The organism is Psychrobacter sp. Choline-02u-9 (assembly GCF_002836505.1).
Lineage (GTDB): Bacteria > Pseudomonadota > Gammaproteobacteria > Pseudomonadales > Moraxellaceae > Psychrobacter.
On the sequence record NZ_PJBF01000061.1, the window covers coordinates 20,729 to 45,898 of the forward strand.

At 42.2% G+C, this 25,170-nt stretch carries 23 protein-coding genes, 1 tRNA gene and 1 pseudogene; 12 read left to right on the forward strand and 13 right to left on the reverse strand.

Features of this window, described 5'->3' with window-relative positions; all coding sequences use genetic code 11:
* Positions 1-171 precede the first annotated feature (171 nt).
* The 7 genes from atpA to CXF69_RS12860 all read right to left on the reverse strand — a co-directional run bounded on the left by atpA (position 172) and on the right by CXF69_RS12860 (position 6,429).
* On the reverse strand, positions 172-1,716 hold the full coding sequence (gene atpA, locus CXF69_RS12830; protein WP_057762002.1) for a F0F1 ATP synthase subunit alpha: 1,545 nt from the start codon (positions 1,714-1,716) through the stop codon (positions 172-174).
* Between the two features lie 93 nt (positions 1,717-1,809).
* The gene (locus tag CXF69_RS12835; protein WP_057762004.1) at positions 1,810-2,433 is read right to left on the reverse strand and encodes a F0F1 ATP synthase subunit delta; all 624 of its coding nucleotides are present in this window, start codon (positions 2,431-2,433) and stop codon (positions 1,810-1,812) included.
* A 13-nt stretch (positions 2,434-2,446) separates the two neighbouring features.
* The gene (locus CXF69_RS12840) at positions 2,447-2,917 is read right to left on the reverse strand and encodes a F0F1 ATP synthase subunit B (protein ID WP_101205956.1); all 471 of its coding nucleotides are present in this window, start codon (positions 2,915-2,917) and stop codon (positions 2,447-2,449) included.
* A gap of 117 nt (positions 2,918-3,034) precedes the next feature.
* The gene (gene atpE, locus CXF69_RS12845; RefSeq protein ID WP_010197960.1) at positions 3,035-3,283 is read right to left on the reverse strand and encodes a F0F1 ATP synthase subunit C; all 249 of its coding nucleotides are present in this window, start codon (positions 3,281-3,283) and stop codon (positions 3,035-3,037) included.
* Between the two features lie 33 nt (positions 3,284-3,316).
* On the reverse strand, positions 3,317-4,183 hold the full coding sequence (gene atpB / locus CXF69_RS12850; RefSeq protein WP_101205957.1) for a F0F1 ATP synthase subunit A: 867 nt from the start codon (positions 4,181-4,183) through the stop codon (positions 3,317-3,319).
* A gap of 676 nt (positions 4,184-4,859) precedes the next feature.
* Complete coding sequence (locus CXF69_RS12855) at positions 4,860-5,258, reverse strand: ATP synthase subunit I (protein WP_101205958.1); 399 nt, start codon at positions 5,256-5,258, stop codon at positions 4,860-4,862.
* Between the two features lie 277 nt (positions 5,259-5,535).
* Complete coding sequence (locus CXF69_RS12860; protein WP_227522959.1) at positions 5,536-6,429, reverse strand: metal ABC transporter substrate-binding protein; 894 nt, start codon at positions 6,427-6,429, stop codon at positions 5,536-5,538.
* Between the two features lie 210 nt (positions 6,430-6,639).
* Here CXF69_RS12860 and CXF69_RS12865 point away from each other — a divergent pair, with 210 nt between their 5' ends.
* From CXF69_RS12865 to gluQRS, 6 genes are all read left to right on the forward strand, one after another.
* Positions 6,640-7,218: a Fur family transcriptional regulator gene (locus CXF69_RS12865; RefSeq protein WP_102078336.1), complete on the forward strand. Its 579-nt coding sequence runs from the start codon at positions 6,640-6,642 to the stop codon at positions 7,216-7,218.
* A gap of 78 nt (positions 7,219-7,296) precedes the next feature.
* Complete coding sequence (locus tag CXF69_RS12870) at positions 7,297-8,094, forward strand: metal ABC transporter ATP-binding protein (RefSeq protein ID WP_102078326.1); 798 nt, start codon at positions 7,297-7,299, stop codon at positions 8,092-8,094.
* Between the two features lie 113 nt (positions 8,095-8,207).
* Complete coding sequence (locus CXF69_RS12875; RefSeq protein ID WP_101205961.1) at positions 8,208-9,011, forward strand: metal ABC transporter permease; 804 nt, start codon at positions 8,208-8,210, stop codon at positions 9,009-9,011.
* A gap of 309 nt (positions 9,012-9,320) precedes the next feature.
* Complete coding sequence (locus CXF69_RS12880) at positions 9,321-10,160, forward strand: metallophosphoesterase (protein WP_102078327.1); 840 nt, start codon at positions 9,321-9,323, stop codon at positions 10,158-10,160.
* A gap of 492 nt (positions 10,161-10,652) precedes the next feature.
* Positions 10,653-11,090 (forward strand): RNA polymerase-binding protein DksA, encoded by a 438-nt coding sequence (gene dksA, locus CXF69_RS12885; protein ID WP_057762021.1) that lies wholly within the window; start codon positions 10,653-10,655, stop codon positions 11,088-11,090.
* Between the two features lie 242 nt (positions 11,091-11,332).
* The gene (gluQRS, locus tag CXF69_RS12890; protein WP_102078328.1) at positions 11,333-12,328 is read left to right on the forward strand and encodes a tRNA glutamyl-Q(34) synthetase GluQRS; all 996 of its coding nucleotides are present in this window, start codon (positions 11,333-11,335) and stop codon (positions 12,326-12,328) included.
* Between the two features lie 136 nt (positions 12,329-12,464).
* On the opposite strand, the gene CXF69_RS12895 is transcribed toward gluQRS, so the two are convergent.
* Together CXF69_RS12895 and murD are read right to left on the reverse strand one after the other, a co-directional pair.
* Positions 12,465-13,661 carry an FtsW/RodA/SpoVE family cell cycle protein gene (locus CXF69_RS12895; protein ID WP_180952629.1) on the reverse strand — a complete coding sequence of 399 codons (1,197 nt, stop codon included), beginning with the start codon at positions 13,659-13,661 and terminating at the stop codon, positions 12,465-12,467.
* A gap of 280 nt (positions 13,662-13,941) precedes the next feature.
* Positions 13,942-15,366 carry a UDP-N-acetylmuramoyl-L-alanine--D-glutamate ligase gene (murD, locus tag CXF69_RS12900; protein WP_102078330.1) on the reverse strand — a complete coding sequence of 475 codons (1,425 nt, stop codon included), beginning with the start codon at positions 15,364-15,366 and terminating at the stop codon, positions 13,942-13,944.
* 709 nt (positions 15,367-16,075) lie between these two features.
* Between murD and CXF69_RS12905 the strand changes: the two genes are divergently transcribed.
* From CXF69_RS12905 to CXF69_RS12920, 4 genes are all read left to right on the forward strand, one after another.
* Positions 16,076-17,575, forward strand: a complete 1,500-nt coding sequence (locus CXF69_RS12905; protein ID WP_102078331.1) for a SulP family inorganic anion transporter — start codon at positions 16,076-16,078, stop codon at positions 17,573-17,575.
* Between the two features lie 174 nt (positions 17,576-17,749).
* Positions 17,750-18,604, forward strand: a complete 855-nt coding sequence (locus tag CXF69_RS12910) for a universal stress protein (RefSeq protein WP_102078332.1) — start codon at positions 17,750-17,752, stop codon at positions 18,602-18,604.
* 479 nt (positions 18,605-19,083) lie between these two features.
* Positions 19,084-19,422 (forward strand): P-II family nitrogen regulator, encoded by a 339-nt coding sequence (locus CXF69_RS12915; RefSeq protein ID WP_010197981.1) that lies wholly within the window; start codon positions 19,084-19,086, stop codon positions 19,420-19,422.
* Between the two features lie 107 nt (positions 19,423-19,529).
* On the forward strand, positions 19,530-20,792 hold the full coding sequence (locus tag CXF69_RS12920; protein WP_102078333.1) for an ammonium transporter: 1,263 nt from the start codon (positions 19,530-19,532) through the stop codon (positions 20,790-20,792).
* Between the two features lie 194 nt (positions 20,793-20,986).
* Here the strand turns inward: CXF69_RS12920 and CXF69_RS12925 are convergent, their stop codons facing one another.
* The 3 genes from CXF69_RS12925 to CXF69_RS12935 all read right to left on the reverse strand — a co-directional run bounded on the left by CXF69_RS12925 (position 20,987) and on the right by CXF69_RS12935 (position 22,811).
* Positions 20,987-21,370: a DUF2147 domain-containing protein gene (locus CXF69_RS12925; protein WP_101205965.1), complete on the reverse strand. Its 384-nt coding sequence runs from the start codon at positions 21,368-21,370 to the stop codon at positions 20,987-20,989.
* 261 nt (positions 21,371-21,631) lie between these two features.
* A complete protein-coding gene (locus CXF69_RS12930; RefSeq protein ID WP_101205966.1) occupies positions 21,632-21,895 on the reverse strand; it encodes a hypothetical protein in 264 nt (87 codons plus the stop codon).
* Positions 21,896-21,965: 70 nt separating this feature from the next.
* Entirely contained in the window at positions 21,966-22,811 is an 846-nt protein-coding gene (locus CXF69_RS12935; protein WP_198551546.1) for a DNA/RNA non-specific endonuclease, read from the reverse strand.
* Between the two features lie 177 nt (positions 22,812-22,988).
* On the opposite strand from CXF69_RS12935, the gene CXF69_RS12940 reads away from it, so the two are divergent.
* Together CXF69_RS12940 and CXF69_RS12945 are read left to right on the forward strand one after the other, a co-directional pair.
* Positions 22,989-23,079: transfer RNA gene (locus CXF69_RS12940), tRNA-Ser, on the forward strand.
* Between the two features lie 283 nt (positions 23,080-23,362).
* Positions 23,363-24,724, forward strand: coding sequence for a tyrosine-type recombinase/integrase (locus CXF69_RS12945; protein ID WP_102078334.1), 1,362 nt, complete (start codon positions 23,363-23,365; stop codon positions 24,722-24,724).
* On the opposite strand, the pseudogene CXF69_RS14360 reads toward CXF69_RS12945, so the two are convergent.
* Positions 24,721-25,170, reverse strand: a pseudogene (locus CXF69_RS14360) (hypothetical protein); the annotation flags it as partial. The gene CXF69_RS12945 and the pseudogene CXF69_RS14360 overlap by 4 nt on opposite strands.

The window sequence follows — 25,170 nt, forward strand, 5'->3', positions numbered from 1 at the left end:
AATCGTTTGATATACAACATCAGTCCTACAGAATAACATTTTATATCTTGTGGCATTACGCGATCTAATACCGATAATGGTTAAAACAGTGGCGCAAATATCTGGTCAGACAACGCGCCACTTTATCAGCTCTAAGCTACAGTTATAACCAATTCGGCTTAACCCGTTAAATTAATAACTGTGATTTTGTTTAAAGGTCTCTAGAGATGACTTTAAACGACCTGCGATATCATCATTGTAGTTCGCAGTGTCATCAATCTCACGCATCAATTCACTTTGCTCATCATGCATATAACGTAGGTACGCTTCTTCGAAAGAACCAATCTTTTCGACAGGTACGTCAGCTAAGAAGCCTTCGTTTGAAGCATAGATAACGGCTGCTTGCTCAGAGATTGACATCGGCTGATACTGCTTCTGCTTCATCAATTCAGTCACACGCTCACCATGATCAAGCTGTTCGCGAGTTGCGTCATCAAGATCTGATGCGAACTGAGCAAATGCTGCTAGTTCACGATATTGAGCTAGAGCGGTACGAATACCACCAGATAGCTTTTTGATGATCTTAGTCTGAGCGGCACCACCAACACGAGATACCGAGATACCAGCGTTTACTGCTGGACGAATACCTGAGGCGAATAAGCTAGACTCTAGGAAGATCTGACCATCAGTGATCGAAATCACGTTGGTTGGTACGAATGCAGATACGTCACCAGCTTGTGTTTCAATGATTGGTAGAGCGGTTAAAGAACCAGTTTTACCTTTCACTTCACCGTTAGTGAATTTTTCTACATAATCAGCATTTACACGTGATGCACGCTCAAGTAGGCGTGAATGTAAATAGAATACGTCACCAGGATAAGCTTCACGACCTGGCGGACGACGTAATAGTAGTGAAATCTGACGATAAGCGACTGCTTGCTTTGATAAGTCATCAAATACAATCAGTGCGTCTTCGCCGCGGTCACGGAAGTATTCGCCCATCGTACAACCTGAGTACGGTGCGATATACTGAAGTGCTGCAGGCTCTGATGCTGAAGCAACCACAACAGTGGTGTATTCTAGTGCGCCAGTTTGCTCAAGCTTACGTACGACGTTAGCGATAGTCGAACGTTTTTGTCCGATAGCCACGTATACACATTTAATGCCTGAAGCTTTCTGTGCGATGATCGCATCAATAGCCATCGCTGTTTTACCAGTCTGACGGTCACCAATGATAAGCTCACGCTGACCACGACCGATTGGAATCATGGTATCAACGGCTTTATAACCAGTCATTACTGGTTGATCTACTGATTGACGGTCGATAACGCCTGGAGCGATCTTTTCGACTTTATCAGTCATCTTGGCATCGATAGGACCTTTGCCATCAATAGGATTACCCAAAGCATCAACAACACGGCCTAACAGCTCAGGACCTACTGGTACTTCAAGAATACGACCAGTACAATAGGCTTTTTGACCTTCTTGCAGCTTTAGGTAATCACCAAGTACTACCGCGCCAACAGAATCACGCTCTAAGTTTAGAGCCATTCCGTAGATTTCGCCTTCAAACTCAATCATTTCGCCGTACATGGCATCTTCAAGACCATGAATCTGCACGATACCGTCAGATACTTTGACAATCGTGCCTTCATTCTTTGCAGTTGCACCCGCATCAAGGTCTTGAATACGCTGCTTAATCAGGTTACTGATTTCCGCTGGATTCAATTGTTGCATTGCCTTGTTTCCTTTAATTTATGATAACCCGCCCACTGACTTAATTGCTCTTATAATCATACAGTCAATATTTGACTGTATTGATGATTGGCATTAGGCAGTTAGCTGTGTTTTTAACTGTTGTAACTTGCCGCGCATCGAATCATCAATGACTTTGTCACCGACTTTGATTGTAGCGCCTGCCAATAGACTTGGATCAACTGATTCGTGAATCACTACACTAGCATTTAGCGAGGCAGCAAGACGCGTTTGTAGCGTTTGACGCTGTTCATCAGTCAATGGGTAGGCAGAGGTCACATATGCGTCAAGCTGCTTTAAGCTTATTGCCTTGTGACGGCGATAATGCTCATAAACTTCAGGAAGCAGCGCCAGACGCTCTTGTTCTGATAACTGTTTAACGAAGTTACTAAGTGCTACTGATACTTTTGGATAGCTTACGTTACTGTCAAGGCTAGTCCCTTGAGCTTCGCTTAATAACTGCTTAAAAGCAGAATCATTAGCGCTAGCTACTTGCGTATCATAAAGATCGACCAAAGCAGCTGACTTATGCTCAGCAGAAACAGCTGGATTGTCTAGCCAAGTACTGAACGACTTGTCATTGACAACAGTGCTAGCAACAAGTAAGAAGTTTTCCCACTCGTTGACTGCGCCGTTTTCGTTGGCATAGTCAAACGCGGCTTTAGCGTACGGTCGTGCTAAGGTTGATAAGTCAGCCATTATATCCTCACAATTACAGCTTCGCCGCCAGTTGGTCTAACATACTGGCATGTTTTTGCACATCGACTTTGTCTTGCAAAATCTTCTCTGCACCAAGTACAGCCAGTTCAGCAACTTGGGCACGCAATGATTCACGCGCTTGATTGATTTCTTGATCGATAGATGCTTGCGCTTGTTGACGAATGCGCTCGCCTTCCGCTTGGGCTTGCGATTTTGCATCTTCGACGAGCTGATTGGCACTCTTGTTCGCTTGCTCGATTAGAGCGGCAGCCTTGGTCTTTGCAAGATCAAGTTCCTGCTGGACATTTTGCTCCGCGGTCGCCAAATCTGCTTTTGCTTTTTCTGCGGCATTCAGACCTTCAGCAATTTTACGCTGACGCTCATTGATGGCACCGATAAGTGGTGGCCACACGAATTTCATGCAAAAAATCACAAATATTGCAAAAGCAATGGCTTGACCGACGAGGGTAAAATTGATATTCACGTGATCACCTCTTTGTTAATGAAAAATCAGTTTCATTGATCATGTTTGGTAGTCAAATCTTGACTATATTTGATAGAAAGTCTCCGAATACCAAACATTTACAACTGAGCTTTCGGATTAACCTGCTAGAGGGTTAGCGAACAACAATAGCATAGCAATACCAACACCGATCATCGGAATAGCATCAAGAAGACCTGCTACGATGAACATACGAGTTTGCAATTGTGAGCCAAGCTCTGGTTGACGCGCAACGCCTTCTAAGAATTTTCCACCTAGAATAGCAAAACCAATACCTGTGCCAAGTGCGCCAAGACCGATAAGTAGTGCTACTGCGATAACTGTGTAACCACCTAATACTGGATCCATTGATGTATCCTCATTTACCTATTGAATGTCTAATTAATGTTCAGTTGATGATGCAAGCGACATGTAAACTATCGTCAGCATCATGAATACGAACGCTTGAAGTGTAATAACTAAGATGTGGAAGATAGCCCACGGTACCGATAACGCCCATTGAATCCAAAACGGCATTAGAGCAATCAGTATGAAAATCAATTCCCCAGCATACATGTTGCCGAATAGACGCAAACCAAGTGATACAGGTTTGGCTATTAGAGTAACTGCTTCTAGGATGAAGTTGATGGGAATCAAAATCGCTTGTACGATTGGGTTTTTGGCGCCAAACGGATGCAGTGTTAACTCACCGATAAAGCCGCCCAAACCTTTTTCTTTAATGCTATAAAAGATAATCAGTGCAAAGACAGAGAACGACATGCCAAGCGTGATGTTAGGATCAGTCGTTGGAACAATCTTAAAGAAAACATGATGTGGATCATGACCCATAGCGGCACCGATTTGACCAGCAATACCTGGAATGAAATCAACAGGTATCAAATCCATCAAGTTCATCAAAAAGATCCAGACAAAAATGGTCAACGCCAATGGCGCAATCAGTTTTGATGTACCACTGTATGAATCACGAACGTTGTTATCAACAAACTCAACGATCATCTCAACTGCTGCCTGAGTTTTTCCAGGCACGCCTGAAGTGACTTTTTTGGCAACCATCCAAAAGACGGCGCAAAATAAGATACCTAGACCAATCGACCATAGCATAGAATCAAGATGGATAGCGTTAAAGCCCATTGCCCCTGCTTCTTCAGCAGTATGAGCAACTTTCCAACCTTCGCCCGGCAGATAGCCATACGTCCAATTCGTTAAGTGGTGAGAGATATATTCTGATGATGTTTGCTCGGATGCCATAATGTAAGCTTCTTATTAATCAACGATTTAATCAACTACCAAAAATATGGTTGTCATCTGATGAGGTGTAGTATTTATATCTATCTTGCTATTAAACAAATAAATAAACCGTACTAAATCACTCATGTAACCAACAACATCCAACCCATAGTTCTATTACTAATATGCAATATTTGATAGCGTGAGATAAATTTTAGCTATCAAAAAAGGGCTTATGATAACTCAGTAATAGCCCTTGCATTTTTATACGCAAAATTATTATATATGTGCTTGCTCACTGACCGTTTTTTACGATCGGCACTTAATGTAGCGCTTATAAGCAAAATATTTAGCCGCCTATATTAATGCAGCGTTGTATTCGTGTAAAGTCAATTGTGATTTTTTTATCCACTGTATGAATAAGTTAGCCACCAGTTTTACTTGCTAATATAGCTACTAACCATAATCAGATATCAGTAATCTAATTATCAGCAATACAGATAGTTGAGTAACCCCTACCCTCTCACTGCATACTACGTCTAACATTGAGACTCATAGTGCGGTCTTTATAATCACTGGTGCTATCCTAAGACAGCGTTGTGCTTCGACTTTTCGAACTAGTCATAGAGAAGCTGGACGGCAGGGTGACTTGCCAGTACTATTAATAAACCATCTGTTTAGCGATCATTTATTAGCGCTAGCGTATATGCCACAACATCCAACTGTGACTAATTTGCATTACCATAAAACCGATAAACAGCGCTGGCGCAGATAGGGGTTGTACGGTAATAAAAATTAGTGCAAAACCAAACACGGTCAATAACCATTTTGACATTTGACCCCGATATAGCTGGCTAACGATGCGTTGGCGCGCGCGATATCCGGTATACCAAAAAATAAAAAACGCAAATACTGCTTGAGTGATAAAACTTAGTAGCGCACCAATTGCAGCGCTTTTTGCTATCGTAAGCTCACTATGTAGCCAAATAGTATCCACTATCCAAGCAATAATAATAAGGATAAATAGTATCCATGCTTGTCGTTTAATATAGATGCCAATCTTGTCTTTTTGCGTGCGTTTGGCAGGCTTGGTCATCGGTATTCCTATAGCCCTTACAGCATTGGGACAATATATCATACTTATGATAATTTTATCCGTGAATGACTTACTCTACAGGCATTACCTTTCGGCCAAAATAAAACGCTACTTATTATAGGTAGAGCGTAACTATTAAGCAAGTAAAATATGACTTTTATCAGTCACCTAACGCATCTTGCTAAGATTATTATATTATTTAGTCTGTAATAAATGCTCGAAGCGAAGCTGTACAACCAACTCAAATAATCCTAGCAAAGTACTGTTTTTGGCTACATTACGAGATACATTGATATATCTGTTTGGCCATATTCTGCCAACCACTGATAAAGTCATCGCTACTACTCATATCTTCTGGCTGTACCGTATTCTTCACTGGTTGTAACTTCGCAAGTAAGCCTTTTGCTGGCTCACTTGGACTGACTAAACACATTTGCTTAGCTGGGCGTTGCTCGTTTAACCAACGTAGTTGGCTTGCTTTGGGTGATAGATGATGATCTACGCTAAGGCTACCGACGAGCGTTAAGTGTAAGCTGTCTTCGATATATTGATAAGCATCATGATAAGCCCAATAAGGTCGTGTTTTTGAGGTACTTTGAGTAGAGCTTTGCTCAAATGCAGTAACTTCTTTGTCTAGTTGCTGTGCAAATTTTTTCGCGTTGGCTTGGTATAGGTCTTTATATTGCGGATTGGCATGGCTATGAATCACAGCCAATGCACGGGTAATGGCTTTGGCATTTTCAGGGTCTAACCAAATATGTGGATCTAGTGTACCCGCGATAGCGTCGCCCTTTACATCACGTAATGGATGACGATTGAATGCATCAAACTCAAATAAAGCAATGGCATTTGGGGCTGTTTTTAGACTTGCTGCTACATTGTTTTCTAGCGGCTCACCAAACCATACCACAAACTTACTTTCTTTGATTGCCTTGATATCACCAGGGCTAATACTACCATGATGTCCTACCTCCCCCGCTTGCAATAGTCGATTGGCTGATGGCGCGCCTTCTGTTACTGCTTCACTTAACAAGAATAGCGGATAATTACTAACACTGACCGTTGCAGCTTGTGCACTCAGTGTGAAAGACCCTAGGACTATCAATCCTGTCATTAGCAAGCGCTGTAATGTGATAAGCGAACGTACGGAGTAAGTAAAAACAGCGTTCATAGTAAGCTCTTGTATTGTTAGATAGCATTGTTGGATAACGAACGTATAAGTCATAGTGTCCTGCCCCACTCCTGTAAAAAGGGTAGATATACAAGACTACTATAAGACAATTCACTCAGTTATTATTTTAGTATGTTATACTATAACAATAAAAAACGCTATCATAAAAAACGTCATGCGATTACCATGCTATTTTTAGGAGCTTGTACCATGTCTATTACTTCATCGATCTGCGAACATTTGCATGATGTGCAAGATCTGACTCCGCATGATGTTCATGAACGCTTAGCAGCAGCTAAAGAGCATTGCCGTGTAAATGGCGCGCGATTTACGCCTTTGCGTCAGCAGATATATCAATTGGTCTTGGAGGCAGATCAGCCCGTCGGCGCTTATGACCTAATCACTCAGTTGCAGCAAATGCGACTGTCTATACCTAATGATAGTAATATTCAAAAAGTAGCGAGCCCACCAACACTTTCGGTAGACACTAAGACAACCAAAAAACGAGCGCCGAAAAATGTCGCGCCACCGACGGTTTATCGCAGTTTAGAATTTTTGCTAAGTGAAGGATTAATTCATCAATTAACGTCTATCAATGCTTATGTTCCTTGCTGTCACCCGCGCGCCCAGCATACAGCCGCCTTCTTGATCTGCGATCAGTGTCAACGCGTGCAAGAATGCAGCAGTCTGCCCGTTCAGGAAATGATGAGCTTTGCCGAGCAAGATGTGGGGTTTGTGGTTGAGCGTAGTGTCATTGAGCTTAGCGGTCGTTGCCAAGCTTGCCAGTAAAATTAAAGCTACTGTGGTTTTTGTGAATGTTTTAAGCATGATTCGTCGATTGTCTATTTACCTATGCGTTGTCATATTATGAATACCTCTACCCTACCTTCTAATCAGTCGAATACTGCTGTTGCGAATAGCAGTACTGTGAGTAATGCTGACAAATTATTGAGCTTAACCAATATCAGTTATCATATCGGGCCTCAACGCCTGCTCTCTCACATAGATATCGACATTGCTGTTAATGAAACGGTCAGCCTTATCGGTCCCAATGGCGCTGGTAAGTCAACGCTAGTCAAACTTATCTTAGGTTTGATTGAGTCAACTGATGGCTCTATGACAGCACATCATCCGCTACAGCTTGGCTACGTACCGCAGCGATTTGCTGTGCCACCGATATTGCCGCTACGTGTCTGCGACTTGTTGGGGCAAGCAGATAAGAAACGTTTAACCCCTGAGCAGCGGCAGTTTATCTTTGATAACTTATCATTAACCCATCTACTGTCACGGCAGATGTTGCATTTATCAGGTGGTGAGACGCAGCGCGTACTATTGGCCAGAGCGCTACTAGACAAACCCAACTTGCTTATTTTAGACGAGCCGATGCAGGGTCTCGATCCCGATACTGAAGTTTGGCTATATCAGTTCATTGATGAGCTGCCTGATTTCTTACGTTGCGCCATGCTGGTGGTGTCTCACGATTTGCATTGGGTCATGAAAGGCAGCCGCCGCGTCATTTGTTTGAATAAGCATATTTGCTGTGAAGGACAACCAAGCGAGCTGGCCATTAGTACTGAGTTTCAAAAGCTATTTGGTCATCATTATGAGCAGCCATACGTGCATCAGCCCCATGCCTGTGAACACCATGCACCAAGCAAGCTATAGCGTCAGTAATCAAGGCTCAAAATCGCCAAAATCCAGCTCATTAAAGCCAAAACTATTAAACATATAAATAATACGGCTTTACTCTTTTATAAAAAATTTTACGGACATTCATTATGACTGCTTGGTTAGCCATCATTGCGCCTGCTTGGATCGCTGGCAGTATATTAGCGTTATTATCAGCGCCGTTAGGTTGCTTGGTATTGTGGCGGCGCATGGCGTTTTTCGCCGATGCCTTAGCTCATGGCACGTTGCTAGGTGTGGCTTTGGCTGTGTGGTGGCAATTACCAATGGGTATCGGCATTGCATTAGTCAGTGTCATGGTCGTACTGGGGCTGGTCTTGATTGATGATGAGCGTCTGCCAGTGGATGCTGTACTGGCAGTCGTTTCGGTATCGCTCTTATGCCTAGGCTTGCTGGCTTTGACCCAATTGACTGACCAACAGGCCAATGTGCTCGGGTTTTTATTCGGCAACTTGCTAGATCTTGATTGGGCAGATTTGCCTTTGCTTGCTGGTAGCGTATTAGCTGGCTTGGGACTGCTTATTTACATTTGGCCTGCGCAAATCAAGCTGGCAACGCATGAAGCATTGGCACGTATTCAAGGTATCAACCCAACGCGGCAACGGCTGTTTTTTATGGGTGTACTGGCAGGGTTTTGTGCGATTGCACTACAAGCGGTTGGCAGTCTATTAATCAGCGGATTATTAGTGCTACCTGCACTGACCGCACGTCTATGGTCGGCATCGCCAAAACAAATGGTGATTATAGCGTTGATAATCGCTCAACTGGGTGTGACACTTGGTGTGTGGGGTAGTATTTGGTTAGACATTCAAACAGGTCTTTCTATCGTCTTGATATTAGCTGCTTTATTTTTTACTGCACTCATTTTTTCGAAGTTAATAAAGATAAAACTTTAGTTAGCGTCGCTGTAAATACGTTATAATAAATAAAATATGACTGTTTTTCGCTATCTTTTTGTTCGACTTTATTTTATTAATATAATGAATACTTTAGTTCAATATTACTATAAGTTGGCTCTAACTTTGATATTACTAGTTAATAGTATAAATATCGTTGATTAGAGTCAAAGTAAGTTCAAAGCAAACGCTGTGCTCTTTTATAGTAGATTGATGATAATTATAAATACCCAGTGAAAAATAGTAGCTCATTTATCCATACTCGCGCTAACAATACTTATTGTTGTGACTCGATAAGGGACTGAACCAATGCCAAACTATCCTGCCAATAAGTTAAGCACCTCTGATAAAACGATAAATATTTTACAGATTACTGATTTGCATTTATCGACGCCTGTCTTTGTTGATGAAAGTAACACCTATAGTGATGACGTAACTTGTCAGCGTAGTTTTGAAGCCGTGCTTCAGCAGGCGCTTAGTGAAGATATTCGCTGTGATTTGATTATTGTGACCGGTGACTTGGTCAATCGAGTAAAGTCTTCAATTTACGATCATATCTTTACTGTATTACAAGCGACTCAGATTCCTTTTGCTTGTATTGCTGGTAATCATGATGTGACGGACGAGAATGGTAAAGACTTGCCATTTTTTCAGCGAGAGCTTGTCGCTCAGCCTGCTGACTCACGTTTGTTAAGTCGTCATGTCATTGAGACTGACTTCTGGCAGCTGTTGTTATTAGACTCATCCATTTCTGGTAAGGTCGCAGGCGAGATTACGCCTACTGATATTAATTGGTTATGTGAGAGACTCAGTACCTGTAATAAGCCTGCATTAATCGCCCTACACCATCATATTGTTCCAGTTGACTCTGACTGGATTGATACCCATATGGCAGAAAACACTGAGAGCTTTTGGGAGCATATGGCACCATTTGAACAGCTACAAGTGGTGATCAGTGGGCATACTCACCAAGAGCAAGTTCGACTGCGCCAAGGCGTCACGGTGTATAGCACGCCATCTACCTGCTATCAGTTCAAACCCTATGAAGATGATTTTTCTTATGATGAGCATGCATTACCAGGATATCGCTGGTTGCAATTAGCCAACAATGGAACAGTTGCAAGCTGGGTTGAAAGACTGGATACTTGATGCCCAGAATTATTGGTACTAGTAAAAGCTATAGCCCTTTATAATTATAGCTTACGCCAATATTTTTTGATAAAAAATACAGTAATAAACAAATAAAATATGCATTCAGTATAAAAAATCACTTCATTATTATTACAAACAATGATACAACTTATGAAATAAAGCTAGGGTGGCCCAATATCTAATATGAAGCCACTGCACGATAGCTAGGATGGCCCATTAACCACAAGCTCAGTTTTCACAATCAATGACCTACGGCATGCTTTAGACAGTATTATTAAAACCGAAGTTTATATAACAATCTATCTAACAATCGGTATATAACTGTCAGTATATAAAGTCTACGATATTATTTGATCAGCTGTGTTACTTGTATTACCAAGTGGTGAAACGTTTGATAAAAGGACAAATTGTAGCGTTTGTAGCATTAATAACGTCTTGTCTTTTGATACGTCGTTTTATTGAATTAATTTGAAAAAGTAGGATACCCATATGAGCACCCTGACCACGAATCCGAGTGAAGTTAAATTTACTCCTTATGTGCCGGCCAAAGACGAAGAGTATATGTCTGATGCGCAGTTGGAGCACTTTAAGGCTATTTTATTGGATTGGAAAAACCAACTGATTGGCGAAGCGGATCGTACCAAAAACTACATCCAAGATGAGTCAAGCGCCATGCCAGACATCAATGACCGTGCCACTCAAGAAGAAGAGTTTGCATTGGCATTACGTACTCGTGACCGTGAGCGCAAACTTATCCGCAAAATCGACAAATCTATGTTAGAAATCGAAAATGATGACTATGGATTTTGTGAGACTTGTGGTGTAGAGATTGGATTACGTCGCCTTGAGGCACGTCCAACCGCTACCCAATGTATCGACTGCAAAACCTTATCTGAAATCAAAGAACGTCAAAACCAAGGCGCTTAGATCAGATATTACAGATATGAATGTAAACAGAAGCGACCTTATAATAGGTCGCTTTTTGTATTTTAGACTGTCACTATTTTGTTGCGTTACTGACTTTGCTCTGATAAATACAATCGCCTGAATAATGACAGTACTAACAAAACAATCTCACTTAATGAATATCTTTTGTTACTCATATTTATTATTCTATCTTTATTACCTCTTATAGACAGCCATTTATTTTGAAAACAATGCTTACCGCCATGCCGACTCAAACGCTACCATCACAGCCTATTGGCCGCTTTGCGCCTTCACCAACGGGTGAATTACATCTCGGCTCTTTAACGACTGCGCTTGCCAGCTTTTGCCATATCAAATCAATTGGTGGTAAGTGGCTTTTACGTATGGAAGATACCGATACTGAACGCTGCGATAGACAGTTCACTGAGCAAATTTTGATGGATCTTGAGGCACTTGGATTACATTGGGATGGTGATGTTATTTATCAGTCTGAGCGCATTGATATCTACAACGACTATCTATCATCATACCTGCGACCATTGACCTATGGCTGCCAATGCTCCCGTAAGGACTTAGAACAGTACTGGGCGCAAGAAGAGATAAGTAGAAACCATAGTCGTACCGGCTTAACCGCGGCGACCGATCAGACATTATTAGACGAACAGATTTCGTTAATTGACCAAGTACAGCCAAATCGGCAGCGGTATCCACGTCGCTGTGTGGCAGCTGACCTTGATAGACAGCAGCATAAGCTACGTATTCAGCTACCAGACTATCGGATTGGCTTCAATGACGGTATTCAGGGACTACAATGGGATAATCCGCAGCAGACGTTAGGCGATATGGTCGCTCGTCGTCAGGATGGTATGATTAATTACATACTGGCAGCTAGCCTCGATGATGGTCTACAGCAGGTTAGTCATATCATGCGTGGCCTTGATATTCTACCTATGACGACTGCGCAAATCGGTATCATGCAAGCCGCCCGCCTACCTACTATTGACCAATGGTATCATCTGCCATTGATTAATAATGCTGACGGCCAAAAACTCTCTAAGCAAAACCTTGCTCAACCAATCGACACATCAAACCCGAGTCAACTTATTGCTGAAGCACTATCGCTACTGCAGCAAGCAAAGGTCGATATCGATACCCCAGAAAATATGCTTGAACAAGCCATTGCGCAATGGGATAACACCCCGCTACAAGGCAAGCAGCAGTTAAATTTATCTTATTAACAAATAGTTAATACATCAACAGCCGTAAAATAGACAATAAAAAGCGCCACTAAGAGTGACGCTTTTATTGCAATAATGCTAAACACTATTTACCGAAAATCTGAAGCTATGCAGAGACTATTATATATAGAGCCTATTAGTAATAACGGCATTGGCTTTTCTCGATTTCAGGGCTTTCTTTATATATTTTCAATAATAGCGCGACCATAACCAAGCTAATCAACATAGACGATCCACCATAACTAAAGAACGGCATAGTGAGACCTTTGGTTGGAATGGCACCCATATTCATCGCAGCGTTAATAATCGTCTGGGCAATAAACACCACACCGATTCCGAAAGCGGTATAGCTCATACGCATTTGACGACGTTTCAGCGCGTTGTAACTGATACGCATCGCACTACCGATGATCAATGCTTCAAGTATCAGTACCATGCTAACACCGACGAACCCTAACTCTTCACCCGTAATGGCTAATAAGAAATCCGTATGCGCCTCAGGCAAATGCGACAGTTTCTGTACACTTTCACCATAGCCGACACCCGTGAACTGGCCACGACCAAAGGCGATCAAACTACGTGCCAGCTGATAATCAGTATCTTGCACATCATCAAATGGATCCATAAACGACATCACACGCACCAGTCGGTACTCTGCCGTAGTCACCATCAATACCGCCCCACCGATAGCAGCAGCACCCAATGCTAAGAAATGCTTATAAGGCGCCCCAGCGATATAAAAAATCGCGAACAGCGTACCAATGATGACGACAAAAGAACCAAAGTCTGGCTGCGACAATAGCAGTATCGTGATCAGCGCCACTACCAACATAATTCGTAAGAAACCATCTAGGCCATTACGAACTTCAAAAGATCGCCGCACCACAAAGTCAGATACAAACACAATCATGACCAGTTTGGCTAACTCAGCTACCTGAAAATTAAAGCCGCCTACTGTGAGCCAGCGTTTAGAGCCATTAATTGGTGTGCTAAACAACGTGGCAACAAGCAATAGCCCCGTGATGCCTAACAAAGCAAACTGGGTCTCGGTCTTATAAAGTGTGCGCAAAGACACGCCATAATAAGGAATGACCGCAACGATTAAACCAATCGTCATATACAACAGCTGGTTTTTGAAAAAATATAGCTCTGTCATACCGCGGCTGAGCGCAAAAGGGATAGAAGCAGAAGCCACCATCAGCAGACTAAGCACCATCATACAGCCGACGCTTGATAATAAAATTGCGCGCGCTGACGGCATAGACAGAACACCGTCTGAGCCAGAGGTTTGCTTGGTTTGGGGCGAGTAACGAAAAAAAGAAGAGAGCGCCATAATTTTATATACACTAACAAACGAAAAAACACGGCGTCTATGAAACGCCACCGTTTAAAAAATTATAAAGTAAATCGTACTAAATAGATGGTGATAGGAAACCTTTAACCATTGGCAAACGCCTTAGCCAGCACCTATTTCAGTAATCAGGATTATATGCTTGACAGTAGCAGCAATCTATAAGCAAAACAATCATTTATCCAGAAAATACTGGCTGTTGCTAGAGAATAGACATCTGCTATGCCAACCTATATAGCTGCTTAATATATTCGACTACCTATCAAGCTTCTGATTGTATGGTACCTAATTGATTGACCAGTTGGCTAAAGTGGTCACCGCGAGCCGCATAACCACTATATTGGTCAAAGCTAGCACAGGCAGGTGACAGCAATACAGCCTGTACTTGCGATAAACTACTGGTAGTGACTTGTTGGATAGTCGCAAAGGCATTCTCTAGTGTCTGACACTGATGTAATGCGACATCATCACTCAATCTTGCAGCTCTTAGATGTTGTTCAATCTGCTGACCATCTTCACCAATGAACAAGACTTGGCTCACGTATTGATTGATAAAAGGCGTTAATTCACCAAACTGTTGCCCTTTGCCTTGCCCGCCTAAGATCAATAATAGCTTACCGTCTTTTGGCGCATAGACTGCACCCAAGCCTTCAATAGCGGCCATGGTCGAACCAATATTGGTGCCTTTAGAATCATTGAAATAATCAATACCAGCAGCGTTAGCTACATATTGGCAGCGATGTTCAAGACCTGTGAACTGCTGCAAAGTGGTCAGCATACTCTCTAGCGGTAATCCTGCCAGTTCACCAAGTGCTAGAGCCGCTTGCGCATTCAGTAGATTATGACGACCTTTAATCAACAGTTTGTCTGCCGACAGTAATCGTTCTGTACCACGAGCAAGATAAGTTTGGCCTTCTGTGTCGGTAATCAGACCATACTGACCTTTATCAGGGGCATGAATACCCGTACTAATTCTCGGTAGGTTGTCTGCGACCAATGGACGAGTGAGTGCATCTTCACGGTTAATCATTACCGACTTTGCACCTTGGAAAATACGATGTTTGGCTTGATGGTAACCGAGCATATCTCCATGACGATCTAAGTGATCAGGCGACATATTGAGCACAGTTGCTACTTTTGCGCCCAAGTTGGTGACAGTTTCTAATTGGAAACTAGACAGCTCAAGCACTGCAAGCTCCATATCAGGATTATCTAGCAATGTTAAAGCGGGTACACCGATATTGCCACCGACGCCCACGTTAACGCCAGCATCTGCCGCCATTTGGCCGACTAGCGTAGTGACCGTACTTTTGGCGTTAGAGCCTGTAATTGCTACAATGGGTACGGTACACGCTTCACAGAACAGTTGAATATCGCTAACTACAGGAATATTGGCTTGGCGAGCAGCAGCCACAGCGGTAGTCTCAAGAGAAATACCTGGGCTAATGATAATACGTGCCGCTTGCTGTAATAAATCGGCATCTATCGCACCAAACTGACGAATCTCAATCTCAGCTGGCAACTGATCGGCCAATTTAGGGGTAACTTGAGCATCAGTGACTGCGACTTGATAGCCTTGCTTGGCCAGATAATGCGCGACTGACAATCCAGACTGCCCCAAACCCACCACGACTTGTAGACCACTACCCTTATGAAGTAAGGCTTCTGTTGCTGTATTAGTGGTCATATCTATTCCTTCTATATAAACGAGAAAAGTTGTAACAAATAAACTTGTTGTATAGCGACTCTAATCGACGCCGCTAAGATGTGAAGCATCTTAACGCCATCGTTCAGATTTCGGTACTGATTTTTTATGAGTTTATGCTATTATTCGCCTGTTTTTATATTAAGTGGCTAATGCTATAATAGTCAGCTTGATTAATATTTATCAGCATTTTGCTGAGCACATTGCTCAAGCATTTTAGTTTAGCATGTTGTCACATTTATCGCGCGATTGTCACGTCTCTTCATCAACGATTCTTGTTGTGATAAGGGTGTATCAGACAATTTTGATAATTTGACGAGTGATATATCACCTTCTACTACAGCAAGTGATTGCTGACTCTATATATTATTGTAGGTACATCTATCTAGTTGCCTATTTTAAGCAATCTTTTAAAAAATATTTTTAGGTAATTTACTGCCCTTATCATCGTATTGATTATTGATGAGCGTATTTTTGATACCAAAAAAATCAGTAGATACCTCGGTTATTAGTTAGATATCTTAGTTATTAGTTATATACCTCGGTTATTAGTTTCTCACAATCCAACACAGCAACATGACCTAGTGCATGTTGAAGTAAAAGAAAAATGAATAGCTATTATTAGCAACGCGATCATTTTATAAATGAGTAATGATTACTTTTTTTGCCTCTAACCCTATGTAGTTTACTTATGACATCTTTTATTGATAACTTGCGTGACGAGTGGTTTTCCAATGTTCGCGGTGACGTTTTATCGGGTTTGGTTGTAGCCCTAGCCCTTATTCCAGAAGCCATTGCCTTTTCTATTATCGCTGGTGTTGATCCAAAGGTTGGCTTATATGCCTCATTTTGTATCGCGGTAGTGATCAGTTTTGTCGGTGGTCGTCCAGGTATGATTTCGGCGGCGACTGGCGCTATGGCATTGGTCATGGTTGATTTGGTTGCTGACCACGGTCTGCAGTATTTGCTTGCCGCAACTTTGCTTTGCGGTGCCATTCAGGTCGTGATGGGCATACTAAAGCTTGGTAATCTAATGCGCTTTGTTTCTCGCTCAGTGGTTATCGGTTTCGTCAATGCTTTAGCAATATTGATTTTTGCCGCGCAATTACCAGAACTGAACCCAATGACTGAGCGTGTCGGCATGACCGTTTATATCATGACGGCAGCTGGTTTGGCGATTATTTATCTGTTTCCACTTATTCCTAAAATCGGTCGCATCGTTCCTTCACCGCTTATTTGTATTGTAGGTTTGACCGCTGTTGCAATGTATATGAATCTTGATATTCGTAACGTTGGTAGCATGGGTGATTTGCCAGATGCATTACCAGTATTCTTGTTGCCTGACATTCCATTGAACCTAAATACCTTGCTGATTATTGCGCCATACTCTATCGCGCTTGCCATCGTTGGTCTTTTAGAGTCTATGATGACAGCAACGATCGTCGATGAATTGACCGATACACCAAGTGATAAAAACAAAGAGTGTCGTGGTCAAGGTATGGCTAACGTCGTATCAGGTTTCTTTGGTGGTATGGCAGGCTGTGCGATGATTGGCCAATCAATGATCAACGTCAAATCGGGTGGTCGTACGCGTTTGTCTACTTTGATGGCCGGTGTAGTCCTTCTGATTATGGTCGTGTTTTTGAGCGAGTGGGTCAGTCAAATTCCAATGGCAGCCTTGGTTGCAGTCATGATTATGGTATCGATTGGTACGTTTAACTGGCAATCTATTCGCGAATTTAAGACACACCCAATGTCGTTTAATATCGTCATGCTAGCGACTGTATTGACTACCGTCTTTACTCACAATCTGGCTTACGGTGTGGGCGTAGGTGTCCTGCTATCTGCTTTAGCATTTGCCAATAAAATTGGTCAGTTCCTAACCATCTTTAGTGAATATGATGACAGCAGCAATACCCGCTACTATTATGTTCAAGGGCAGGTATTCTTTGCTTCTACCACCCAGTTCTTGCATAGCTTCGATACCAAAGAAGCTGTAGATAGTATTCAGATTGATGTAAGCCAAGCACATTTTTGGGATGTTAGCGCTGTTGATACCTTGGACAAACTAGTGATGCGCTTGCAACGTGAAGGCATTGATGTCAAAGTGGTAGGACTCAACAATGCGAGTCGAACACTAATTGATCGCTTCTCTGTTCATGACCGCCGAGACATTGGCTTGTTAGACTAAGCGACACTGCTAAGTAAATCTACGCGGTTGCCATGTGACTGTATTATTAGTCTATGGATAATGTATCGGATATTAATAGACAGTTATATTGGTAAAAGGGTTGGATGTATTTTGCATACGCCAACCCTAAACTGAGATAGCCGATTTTTATTATTAAAATGATGTGGTCGTTTTATGAGTAATTTAAAACCAGATAGTGTGATTGCTTGCTTGGACTGTCCTGATCATGTTCAAGCGGTACTAGAGGCCAGTATGTGGGCTTCTATTCGCCTGCGCGCGTCTGTTGGCTTATTGCACTCGATGCCAAGCTTGCAGCAAAAAGCCGCTATTAATTATTCTGGTTGCCTCAATATTGATGATGAAAACGCTTTGCTCGAACAGTTCACATCCAAAGAGCATCTAAGTAACTGTGAGCTAAAAGCGCAGGGCCGACTGCTATTATCTCAAGCGACCTCGTATTGTGAGCAGCAACGTCATAAGTTAAAGACATATACACTACATCGTCATGAGAACCTCAATCAGAGCATTGATTACGTCGATGACCAAGCACAATTGATCGTTATAGGCCATCACGTCACCTGCAAATCAACGCTGAGCCAACTCATTCGAGTCAGTCATTGCCCCATTTTGGTGACACATGCACCATTTTTGCCCCCTACTACTGCTTTATTTGCGTTTGATAACAGTCCAACGTGCCATAAACTACTAAATTGGCTGTGTAAAACGCCACTGGTGCGTGCACTAACGGTTCATATTGTGATGGTTGGTAAGGAAACTTCTGATAACTGTGATGCGTTGCGTGAAGCCTACGCCAAGCTCAAACAGGCGGGTATCAAATCCAAAAAGACATTGCTTGACTGCCGTGATGTAGCTGCGGCTTTGAACTACTATCAAAACCAACATGATATCGGTTTACTTATGACTGGGGCTTTTGGCCAATCTCGTCTACGCGAATTACTACAAGGTAGCGACACTAAAAAGCTATTGGTCAGCACAAAAACCCCTTATCTACTATTTCCTAAAGCATAACGACGTATATATAAATACGCCTTAGTCCTTTATCTACCTAGGCTCAGGGGCCTGACTACTATGTTAGGCTCTGCCGCTTATCTCTATTTTCTCTCTACCTTCCCGCCATTCATCTTTGATATGCTTGCATGAAAAGGCCAAGCTAACGACCAAACTCAAGTTAGCAAATCGTCACATGAAATAAAGGGATAGCCTCCCCAAGCACTCAAAAAGTTGGTTATAATAAAGTTTTCGTTAACCAAACGCTAAAGATTGATTCACCTTTATTATGCTTGTAGCGATGGCTCTAATCGTTGCATCGTAGCCCATACTCTATGTTACTACTGTCATTACTTTTTAATGAACAACGCCAATTCTACCTCCCCCCTTGAGTAGGTTGGCATAGTTCTTGAATAACTTACAGTAAGCAAGGCAGAGATATGATGATGCATCATAGTACTTCTATCAATCTGCGGCATCACACAAATAAGGAATTTTTTATGAAGCTAATCACTGCGATCTTAAAACCGTTTAAGCTCGACGACGTGCGTGAAGCGCTTTCCGACATCGGTGTTAAAGGTGTCACTGTCACTGAAGTCAAAGGTTTCGGTCGTCAAAAAGGTCATACAGAGCTCTATCGCGGCGCAGAATACGTGGTGGACTTTTTACCTAAAGTAAAAGTCGAAGTCGCTGTGATCGACGAGATGGTTGAGCCTGCTATCGAGGCAATCACTCGTATCGCTAGCACTGGTAAAATTGGTGATGGCAAGATTTTCGTCACTGCACTTGAGCAAGTTATCCGCATCCGTACGGGTGAAACAGGACCTGACGCTATCTAAATTTGAAGACCTACCTACGGGCATAAACTTATAGGTACAGACTCTTACAGCATTTTTATCTATCGGTAATGCCGATATCTATATTATAAATTCAAGGGGGAATTTAAATGGAAAGTCAAATCTTTGAGCTCCAATATGCGCTTGATACGTTTTACTTTTTGATATGTGGTGCGTTGGTCATGTGGATGGCAGCAGGCTTCACTATGTTAGAGGCCGGACTGGTCCGATCAAAAAACACAGTCGAAATCTTAACCAAAAACATTGCCCTATTTGCAACGGCTAGTATCATGTATATGGTATGTGGCTATGCGATTATGTATGGTGGCGATCTATTCTTAAGCGGAATTGCAGGCGGTGATACGTTAGTAGAAGACGCCCTAGCAGCCTCTGCTGAAAACGGCTTCGGTGGCGACTCTGTCTACTCTGCCGCATCAGATTTTTTCTTCCAAGTAGTCTTTGTAGCGACCTGTATGTCAATCGTATCAGGTGCGGTTGCTGAGCGCATGAAACTGTGGTCATTCTTATTATTCGCTGTGGTCATGACTGGTGTTATCTACCCACTAGAAGGTAGCTGGACATGGGGCGGCAACGATGTCTTTGGCCTATTCAACCTAGGCGACATGGGCTTCTCTGACTTTGCAGGCTCTGGTATCGTACATATGGCAGGTGCAGCAGCAGCTCTAGCAGGTGTACTACTATTAGGCTCACGTAAAGGTAAATATGGCCCTAATGGCGAGATACGCGCTATTCCTGGTGCCAACCTACCATTGGCGGCACTCGGTACACTAATCTTATGGATGGGTTGGTTCGGTTTCAACGGTGGTTCAGTGCTCAAATTAGGCGACATCGCTAGTGCAAATGCTGTTGCAATGGTATTCTTGAACACTAATGCTGCTGCTGCTGGCGGTGCTGTCGGTGCCTTGATCTTAGCCCGCATCATCTTTGGTAAAGCGGATCTAACTATGCTTCTAAACGGTGTACTAGCAGGTCTAGTTGCCATTACTGCTGAGCCTTCAACCCCTTCTGCATTACAAGCCACTATTTTTGGTGTTATCGCCGGTATTATTGTAGTGCTATCTATTTTAGCCTTAGACAAAATCAAAATTGATGATCCAGTTGGTGCAATCTCAGTTCATGGTGTGGTCGGTCTATTTGGTCTGCTAATTGTACCTATTACTAACCCAGCATCTACCTTTATCGGTCAGATTGTGGGTGCTGCAACCATCTTTGCTTGGGTATTCATTGCCAGCCTAGTGGTTTGGTCTATCATCAAGCTAGTTATCGGTCTACGTATCTCTGAAGAAGACGAATACGAAGGTGCTGATATTGCAGAATGTGGTATGGAAGCTTACCCAGAATTTATAAGATAAGCTCCTTTCAAGTAAGCTAAAGATTGATGTTAAATGCGCTGATACTACCCACTGTAGTATCGGCGTTTATAATTTTAGTGTTTAAAGTTCTCCCCTGTTGAAGCCATAAGCTTAAATCTAAAACGTAAAAAATCCCGCGAGACCTTTCGGTAACGCGGGATTTTTATGTATTACACTAAAACTAATTTTTTAGTTTATTTCTTTTTCCACTCTTGGCTACGAGAGAATGGTCCGATATAGCCTTTTAGCTTCAATGTGTTGCCGCTTAAGCTTGCAGTCATACGATAGTCTTTGCCTTTTTCAGGGTCAGTAATCGTACCACCACTATATTTACCACCACCGTCAGCTTTTAGACCTTTAATAATGGTCGTACCAACGTGCTTTTTGCCTTTAGCTGAGTTAGTAGCAATAAGAGTACCGGTCAACACACCATTTGACTCAGTGATCTTTACCGTACCTTTTGGCTTGCCTTCATCATATGTCTGCCAAGTAGTGTTGGCTAATGGGTCAGCGGCGAATGCCATGCTAGCAATACCAATACCAGCAACTGCTAAAGTGGTCTTTGTAAATAATTTCATAGATTGACTCCCTTCATACAATGATTACTCGAAACGTTATGTTTCTGTTGTCCTATGCTTATCCTTTGCTAGAATCTTTCATTACGAGCTTTATGATTTCGACCTTTTTAAATGATAGTTACCATTACAACTTATAAGCTTTTGGTTAAAGATTCAAGCGACACAAGCGATGTCTTAACTCATTATAAGCAATTTTTAGGTTTTGCCTAGTAATTTTTTTACAGTTTCTTATTTCTATAAAAATAAAACCATATCAAAGAGTTACAGAAAAGGATTGTCGATATCTTTATCTAATTGGTCATCATTTTCCTTTGACTTAGCATCATTCTTGCTATATAGATTTTTATCTTCAAATGCTTGTACGATTTTTCCCGATAGCTCATGCAACTGTTGGGCTTGCTTATATCCTAACTCATCAAAAGTGAGATCAATATCACCATATATAATAATCTTGTCTTTTTGATTTTCAATGACAAGATCACCAATCTGCATGCTTTGATGGTCGTTGGCGAATGGCTCAATCATTTGATTATCCTTATTATCAGTAACATTGTATTTTTTCAGAATGAGGCGGTTTTAGGGTCTTACTTTCAGCTTAAGCCTGTAATTGTGCAATCAACCATTCTAAAATAGCCCAGACAAACAGTATCCACTCAGGCTCTTCTACTGGCACCTCGGGGGTATCTGAGCTCTCACCTGCCTTCAATGGTAAATCAAACGCTTGAGATTTGGACTGACTATCTAGCATAGGTAATACATCGATGCCAATCTCAGTGGTCAGCTCATCGATACTGATCACATCGATGCGTTCTGACTCATCATTTGGTGCGTAATACACGCCTGCTTGATTGGTTGCTGGGATATATACCGCTTTGAAGAAGTGGCTAGGCACAAGGACACGGTTAGCGAGCTGCTTGGTTTTTTTATCAGTAAATGCCACACCCGTGATGGTATACACCTCACCGTATTGCTGCGTTAAATACCGAGTGGCAGATTCAATATTACGCCAAATGTAGCGATTGTTACGTGGTGACTGCGGAGCAATATTGGCTAAACTAAAGCTATCATACTGCTGGCTGCGATTGGCCATATTGGCATTGGGTGCCAAATGACCTCGATCATAGCCAGAGCCTGAATAATCGGATAATGAGGCTCGTGCTGACTTTGGCAGTTTACTCTCTTCGTGAAAGCTATCTTCACGATCGATCTGCTTAGCTTGTTGTAGACGTGTGCGATCGAGATGCTCTGCTGACCAAAGCGGTGTACGCGATACCCCCGAGTACATGACCGCAAAGCCATCCATGCATAGCGCTTGTGTGTCTTTTTTTAGCTTGGTATTGGTAAATTCAGGATAAACACCCCCATAAAAAGACTGGCTACACTGGGTCAAATCATCAGCGTGTGCTTGGGTAATACCCGTCGCGACAAGCAATACTGCCATCAGTGCACTATTCTTACATCCGTACTTGATCCTGCTAAAACTTATCATTCAACTTTCAACCATTTATACTTGCCGTTACATACTTGCTATCCTAGCAGGCGCTTGCCAATAAAGAAAGATAGCGCGCAAGTCGTGACATTCTAAATGGTATCCGCTATACTTAGGCGTTCAAAAAACGGTGAAGTGGGTGAGTGGCTGAAACCGCACGCCTGGAAAGTGTGTATACGTTCATAGCGTATCGAGGGTTCGAATCCCTCCTTCACCGCCAATCTTATAAAATCTTAGTTTTCCCACCTTGACCCAATTCCACTCATATACCAATTAAACCCTTTATAAATAACGCGTCTAGCGTTTTTTTTATGTCTGCTGTTTTCCCAACCCCACCCAACGTGACCCACCTATCACGTCGCTTGTGTTGGTCTATTCGTTGGTCTATTATTCATATAGACCGTAATTAGACCAACATTCGATCTAGATTTATACGCCTTAGACCAACATAATTGTCTTAACGCTTTGAATGTATAGCTCGTAGGTATGAGGAATAGACCAACATGTTAAGTGATACCAAAATTCGTAAGCTTAGACCAAGTGATAAGTGCATACCTTTGCGGCCTGACAAGTATACTGACAAGTATGGATTACAGCTTTTTGTGCGTAGCACGGGTACAAAATCATGGATAAGCGTTTATCGCTTTGATGGTAAGCAAAAAAGTATTACTCTTGGTACTTATCCCTTCATGTCCCTATCTCAGGCTAGACAAGCCAATACTGAGATCAAAGCACTGTTGGCTGACGGTATTGATCCAAAAAATAAAAAGCGGCAGGATAAGCTTGCCAATATTCATGCGCAAAAATTCAATGACTACGCATTAGATTGGCTTGCTGAACGACAACGTAACGTCAAGCCGCGTACTTATCAGCAAGACTATAACCGTATGCATAAAGACGTGTTATCACATTTTGAAGGCATCGCTTTAAAAGATGTAAGCTTTGAAGACTGCCGATCAATGGCAGACGAGATCGAAAAGCGTGTGAACAAGAATGGTGAACCACCACGTGAGGTTACCAGACGCACTATTGATTTGGTTGCTAATGTTTTAAAGCGTGCCAAACGCGAACGTATCATTGAGCAAAACCCAATCGATGATTTAAAGGCACTCTATCCTAAAGCCAAAAGCCAGCACATGAAGCATGTGGATATCCATGAGCTGCCTGCCCTACTCCAAGCTATCGAGGGCTACCATGGTCACGATCAGACTCGCTTAGGTATGAAATTCTTAGCCTATTCATTCTGTCGTACCATCGAGCTGCGTATGATGAAGTGGTCACATATCGATTTTGCCAATCGCTTATGGCGTGTTGATATTGATAACCTTAAAATTGCGCGTAAGCATGTCGTACCACTCTCAGATCAAATGCTAGCAGTGTTAGAAGAGATGAAAGCCATCACAGGGCAATATGAGTACGTGTTTTATCATACAGGCATGCATCAGCCATATAGTGAAGAGTTCATCAATAATGCGCTTGATATCTTAGGTTATGCTGGCAAACAAACAGGTCACGGCTTTCGTCACATCGCCTCTACCAATCTAAACGAGCTTGGCTATATGGGCGACGCGATCGAAAAGCAGATGGCGCATGATAAAAAAAGCAGCATTCGCGCGGTTTATAACCACGCACAGCACTTAGAAGAGCGCCGTAAGATTATGCAGGTCTGGGCAGACTTTTTAGATCTGCTTAGAGACAAAGGCGAAGTCGTAGACTTCCAGACAGCGCGGCAGCAGATCGAAAAGTCGTTAGAAAGTAAGCAGCCTGAACCATTACAACACACTGATAAGCACGACCTCATTAAGGCATTGTTGAGCCAAGGAATTACTATAGATGAGTTACAAAGCTATGTCGATAAGCATTAGTATAAATCCTTACCATTGACATCTACATACTCCATTTCGTAAAACCGATTAATTAGTATATCAAGCATGGCTGTCTCTGACAGCCCTTGTACCTGCGCCATCTTCTCTAACCTACTTTTGGTTTTTTTCGTCAATGGTAGGTGATATGGCTTTTTTGTCTTACCTGCATTGCGATACTTCTGTTGGCTCCAACCTCGTTTCATTTTATCGATTATAATTTCTTTATTTGCACTAGTACTATAAGAATAATTAGTATTTTTTATTTTAGTATAGCTAGGGTAATCAATAAGATCTAAAGAAGCCAATATTGTGGCTTTTAATTCCTCATCTGAATCTATATTGTTGTTCACGTTTGCCATTATATTTCTACGATTTAAATAATTAAATACCCAAAATAGTATTTCTTGTCCATGGTTACTTAACCATTTAGTATAATTTTCATTTGA